Genomic DNA, 5,660 nt, shown 5'->3' with positions numbered 1-5,660 from the left:
GTCCCGGGGGCCGTCGCGCGTCTCAGCCCACCAGCCGCCGGTGCCACCGCAACGGCGTCACGGTGATCGCCCGGCCGGGGTCGCGGTTCCACCGCACCGGCAGCCCCTGCGCCCGCAGCGCGGCGACGACCTCGTCCCCGACGGCCGCGGTCGTCTCCGCCGAGCCGTCGAACCCGCCGTAGAGCAGCGTCAGCCCGTGCCCGGCCGCGGCGGCCTCCGTGCACTGGGTGTGGAAGTAGACGAACCCGCGCGCGCCGGGCCGGGCCTCGTCGCCGATCTCGGCCTGCCCGCAGGTCCGGCAGCAGGTGAAGTTCTCCCGCGCGGTGATGCCGGCGGCGTCCAGTGCCGCGAACGCGCGCGTGAGGCGGTCGGGGTCGGTCTCCTGCGGCCACGACGCCTGCTCGGCCACGCGCTCGAGCCACAGCCGGTCGGCCAGCGCCTGCGCCTGGTGGCGCGACACCGGCCGCCGGTCGCCGGTCACGAGGTACTCCTCCGCGGCCTCCGCCAAGCCGGCGCGCGAGGCGTAGCCGGCGGCCAGCACCGCGCGGACGTGGTTCTCGAGCTCCGCGCGCTCGTCGTCGGCGAGGTCGAGCGGTGGCACGTCCTCGGCCGGGCCCGCCTCCAGCGGCGACCAGGACAGCCCGCCGTCCCAGCCGGACTCCCGCCGGGCCCAGCCGAGCAGGGCGGCGGCCACCTCGTCCGGCCCGCCGGCCGTCGCCTCGAAGTGCCCGGCGGCGCCGCGGTGCTCCACCGCGTAGCCGCCGCCGTGCTCGTGCCAGACCTGCGCGAAGACGTCGGGCAGGTCCGGCACGCGCTGCAGCACCAGGAAGCGGTCGCCCGCCCCGCCGATGCGCCGGACGAGCTCCTCCAGCTCCCCGGCGGACGGGCGGACGTGCCGCTCCGAGTTCTCGGTTCGCACCGTGATGTCGAGCATCCGCAGACTCTGGCACACCGCGGCGGGCGGTCAGGCCGCGACGAGGTCCCAGAGCTGGTTCGCCGCGCCGGAGAACGACTGCTGCACGACCGGTGCCCCGTTCCCGCTGCCCTGCACGGCGAGGGCGAGTCCGGAGTGGGCGAACAGCAGCCGCCAGCCCGACGCCGTGCTGCCGCGCAGCCGCACGGTCTGGTTGAGCGCGCCGGTGCGGGAGAACTGGATCAGCTGCACCCCGCTCGACTGGCTCGACTCGGGCACGTCGAACGACTTGCCGGAGTGGCTCGCGACGAGCTCCCAGCCCTGCGGGTTGGCCTCGAAGCGCCACCGCTGGTTCGCGCTGCCGCTGTGCGGCCAGCCGATGATCGGTTCGAGGTCGGCGGTCGTCGCGTTGTGCACGGCCAGCTCGAGGTTCGTGCCGCGGTTGCGGAGGTTGAAGTGCTGGCCGATGACCGGCCACGGCTTGGCGGGGTCGTCCTCGGCCAACGGGATCGCGTGGTCGGAGAACCACGCCGCGTCCGCGATGTACTGCTTGTTCATCAGGTCGTCGTAGAAGCCGCCGGACGGCGGGCAGTTCACGCCGCCGTTCGGGCAGACGTCCACGTCGTGCACGGCGTAGGTGCGGAACGTGTCGCGCTTGAGCGTGGTGTCCGAGGCCGACTGGTTCCCGGCCTCGCCCCTGATCGTGTAGTCGCGGTAGTAGATGACCTGCGGCACGGGCGACAGGGTCAGCAGCGCGGTCTGCACGAGCCGTGCCGCCGCCACGTGGTCGCGGTGGAAGAAGATGTTCTCGAGGCCCAGCGACGGCGTGTTCTGCAGCTGGAGGTCCGCCGACGGGTCGGTGGTCCTGATGACGTCCGGCTGGAAGTCCGCGATGGCGGCGCGCAGGTAGGCGACCACCGTGCCGCGGTCGGCGGTCTGGGCCAGGGCGAAGTCGAGCGCCCGCCCGGTGATCGAGACGTTGCGCGCGTAGAGGTTCCACAACCGGTTCTCCGGCGCCGTGGACGTGTCCGGCAGCCGGTTCTCGAGGATCGAGACGCGGTTGCCGAGCGTCCACAGCGTCGCGGACAGGTTCCCCGCGGACACGGCGTGCGAGCGCCACGACTGCCCGGTGAGGCCGGCCGCCACCGCGTACGCCTCTCGCACCCCCAGTTCCCGCTCCATCATGTACGTCGGGAACGTGTGGTAGTCCGACGCCACGAGGAACACGGTCCGCACCGTGTTGCCGTCGCGCAGGTCCTTCATGAGGGCGGGGCTCAGGAACAGCAGGTCGTCGTCGTGGTGCGCGACCACGTTCAGGACTCGGGCCATGGACGTATCCCCCGTCTCTGCCAGTACTCCTTTTTTTCTAGAAGTCAGTCGTACGGGTGCTGGTATTACACGTTCGAGGCATTTACATTCGTGCGAGATCCACTCAGGCGAGTAGTGCGCGCGCAACTCTCCCCCGATCGTGAGGGGAGTCGGGACAATGACCGTCCACTGTGGGCGCAGCGCGCGCTCGTTCAAGATCGCGGCAGTCGCCATCCTCCTGTCCGGCGCGGTTTCCACCGCCACAGCGACCACCACGGCCACCGCCCAGCAGCCCGTCTCACCGGAACAGCGCGTGAACGGACTGCTGCAGCAGATGACCGTCGACGAGGAGGTCACCCTCCTGCGGGGGATCTCGGCTCCGCTCGGTCACCACGAGGTCGGCTACGTCGCGGGCGTGCCGCGGCTCGGCATCCCGGCTCTGCGCCTCACCGACGGCCCGGCGGGGGTGCGCGACGAGCAACCGGCGACGGCGTTCGCGGCTCCCGTCGCGATGGCGGCGAGCTTCGACCGGGACCTCACGAACCAGGCCGGCGTCCTCATGGGCAAGGAGACCAGGGCACGCGGCTACGACGTGCTGTACGCGCCGATGGTCAACATCGTGCGGGTGCCGCAGGGCGGCCGGAACTTCGAGACCTACGGCGAGGACCCGTACCTGGCGGGCCAGCTCAGCGCGAGCTTCGTCCAGGGCGTGCAGGGCCAGGGCGTCGCCGCCCAGGTGAAGCACTACGCCGTCAACAACCAGGAGAACGACCGCACGTCGGCGAGTTCCAATGTGGACGACCGGACGCTGCGCGAGATCTACCTGCCCGCGTTCGAGATGGCGGTGAAGCAGGGCGGCGCGTGGTCGGCGATGTGCGCCTACAACCAGGTCGGCCACTCCTACGCGTGCGAGCACTTCCCGCTGCTCAACGACATCCTGAACGACCAGTGGGGTTTCACCGGCACGGTCGGCTCCGACTACCCGGCGACGCACTCGACGGTGAGGTCGGCGCTCGCCGGCCTCGACCAGGAGTTCGGCGGCTCCACCTTCTACGCGGGCCTGCCGGGCGCGGTGCGCTCCGGTGAGCTCGCCAGGTCGGTGCTCGACGAACGGACCCGGCGCGTGCTGCGGATGCTGCTGCGCATCGGGGCGCTCGACCCGCGGCCGGCACCGTCGTTCAGCCCGGCGGAGCACGCCGCGTTCGCCCGCAGGCAGGCGGCCGCGGGCACCGTGCTGCTCAAGAACGACGCCGGGCTGCTGCCCCTCACCAACGCCACGACGACGGTCGCGCTGTCCGGCATCTACGCGGACGTGGCGCACACCGGCGGCGATGGCAGCTCCCGCGTGACCCCGTACCCCGACTTCACGGTGAAGCCGGTGGACGCCCTGCGCGCCCGCCTCGGCAACGGCCTCACCTACCACGTGGGCGCGCGCCGGGAACCGTTCACGGTCCCGGCGGGAGCGCTCACGGGCCTGCGCGCGGACTTCTACAACAACCGCGGCCTGTCCGGCACGCCCGTGGTGTCGCGGACCGACTCGGTGATCGACTTCAACTGGCTGACCGGCTCCCCCGCGCCGGGCGTGAACGAGGACAACTGGTCGGCCCGCTGGGTCGGCACGCTGACCGCGCCCGCGACCGGCACCTACCAGTTCGCGCTGACCAGCGACGACGGTAGCAGCCTCTACGTCGACGGCCGCCAGGTCGTCGACAACTGGGGCGACCACGGCACGCAGACCCGCTGGGCGTCCGTGCCGCTCCAGGCCGGTGTGCCGCACCAGGTCGTCGTCGACTACACCGAGGCGGCGGGCTTCGCGAACCTCTCCCTCGACTGGTTCCCGCCCGCGGGCGCCGATCCCGAGATCCAGGCGGCGGTGCGGGCGGCCCAGGCGGCGCAGGTCGCCGTGGTCGTCGTCGGCGACCGCACGACCGAGGGCGCCGACCGCGCCGACATCGAGCTCCCCGGCAACCAGAACGAGCTGGTCAGGGCCGTCACGGCGGCCAACCCGCGGACGGTCGTGGTGCTGGAGACCGGTGGCCCGGTGACGATGCCGTGGCTGTCGTCGGCGCCGACGCTGATGCAGGCCTGGTACCCCGGCGAGCAGAACGGCACCGCGCTCGTCGACCTGCTGTGGGGTGCCGCGGAACCATCCGGGCGGCTCCCGGTCACGTTCCCGGTCGACCTGGGCTCCGACCCGATGCAGACGCCCGAGCAGTACCCCGGGGTGGGCGGCGACTACAACTACACCGAGGGCCTGTTCGTCGGGTACCGATGGCACGACGCGACGGGCGTGGCACCGATGTTCCCGTTCGGCCACGGCCTGGGCTACACGACGTTCGCCTACAGCGGCCTGAGCCTCACCCAGGCCGACGGGGCGGTCACGGTGTCGCTGACCGTGACCAACACCGGTGCCCGGCGCGGCTCGGCCGTGCCGCAGGTCTACGTCGCCTATCCGGGCGGGGCGGGTGAGCCGCCGCGGCAGCTGCGCGACTTCGCGAAGGTGGCGCTCGACCCTGGCGCCTCGACCCGCGTGGCGATGACGGTCGACCGGCGGGCGTTCGCGCACTGGGACACCGCCGAACGCACGTTCCGGGTGCCCGCGGGGACGTTCACGATCTCCGTCGGCGCGTCCTCGCGGGACCTGCGGCTGAGCGGCACCGTCACCCAGCAGGCGTTCCGGATCCCGAACGGCGCCACCGGCCAGCTGACCAACAACCACGGCACCTGCCTGGACGTGGCGAGCGCCGCCTCCGCCGCCGGCACCCCGGTCGGGGTGTGGAGCTGCAACGGCACGGGCGCCCAGCGCTGGCACGCGGCGCCGGACGGCACGATCCGCGCGCTGGGCAAGTGCCTCGCCCTGCAGGGCGACCGGGCCGTGCTGGCGGAGTGCGCGAACCAGCGGTGGACGGCCGAGTCCAACGGCGCGCTGACAGCCGGGGGCCGGTGCCTGACGTCAGGCGGGCAGGCGTCCCTCGCCACCTGCAACGGCAGCGCCGCCCAGGCGTGGGTGCTGCCGAGACCGGCGGACCGGATGCAGGGCCTCGCGAACCGGTGCATCGACGTCGACGGCGGCAGGACGTGGCCGGGCACGGCGATCTGGCTCTACGACTGCAACGGCACCGGCGCGCAGGACTGGAAGCTCGACGCGGACGGGTCGTTGCGCGCGCTCGGCCGGTGCCTGGACGTCACGAACGGCTGGACCGACCCCGGCACACCCGTGCAGCTGTGGGACTGCAACGGCACACCGGCCCAGCAGTGGCGCGTGCAGGGCGGCTCGCTGGTGAACGTGAAGTCCGGGCAGTGCCTGGACGTGCGCAACGGCTGGTCGGACAACTTCACCAAGCTGCAGATCTGGTGGTGCAACGGCAGCGCGGCGCAGACCTGGCGCATCCCGCGGCGCTAGCCCGGCAGACACGCAGGAGCTGTCTCTTATACACGG

Annotated in this window: 3 protein-coding genes; 1 reads left to right on the top strand and 2 read right to left on the bottom strand. The window is 72.6% G+C overall.

Annotation, left to right across the window (positions count from 1 at the left end):
• Positions 1 to 22: 22 nt before the first annotated feature.
• Positions 23 to 934 (bottom strand): DUF6891 domain-containing protein, encoded by a 912-nt coding sequence (locus ACFWGZ_RS39110; RefSeq protein WP_382456643.1) that lies wholly within the window; start codon positions 932 to 934, stop codon positions 23 to 25.
• Positions 935 to 964: 30 nt separating this feature from the next.
• Positions 965 to 2,242: an RICIN domain-containing protein gene (locus ACFWGZ_RS39105; RefSeq protein ID WP_382456642.1), complete on the bottom strand. Its 1,278-nt coding sequence runs from the start codon at positions 2,240 to 2,242 to the stop codon at positions 965 to 967.
• Positions 2,243 to 2,399: 157 nt separating this feature from the next.
• On the opposite strand from ACFWGZ_RS39105, the gene ACFWGZ_RS39100 reads away from it, so the two are divergent.
• Positions 2,400 to 5,624: a glycoside hydrolase family 3 C-terminal domain-containing protein gene (locus ACFWGZ_RS39100; protein ID WP_382456641.1), complete on the top strand. Its 3,225-nt coding sequence runs from the start codon at positions 2,400 to 2,402 to the stop codon at positions 5,622 to 5,624.
• Positions 5,625 to 5,660 lie beyond the last annotated feature (36 nt).

This window comes from Lentzea sp. NPDC060358, assembly GCF_042725365.1.
Classification (GTDB): Bacteria; Actinomycetota; Actinomycetes; order Mycobacteriales; family Pseudonocardiaceae; genus Lentzea.
The sequence above is the reverse complement of the archived record's forward strand: the minus strand, read 5'-3'. Positions and strand labels throughout refer to the sequence as shown.

Excerpts from the sequence above, each read along its gene's own strand:
- ACFWGZ_RS39110 (WP_382456643.1), bottom strand. The coding sequence starts at position 934 with ATGCTCGACATCACGGTGCGAACCGAGAACTCGGAGCGGCACGTCCGC.
- ACFWGZ_RS39100 (WP_382456641.1), top strand. The coding sequence starts at position 2,400 with ATGACCGTCCACTGTGGGCGCAGCGCGCGCTCGTTCAAGATCGCGGCA.
- ACFWGZ_RS39105 (WP_382456642.1), bottom strand. The coding sequence starts at position 2,242 with ATGGCCCGAGTCCTGAACGTGGTCGCGCACCACGACGACGACCTGCTG.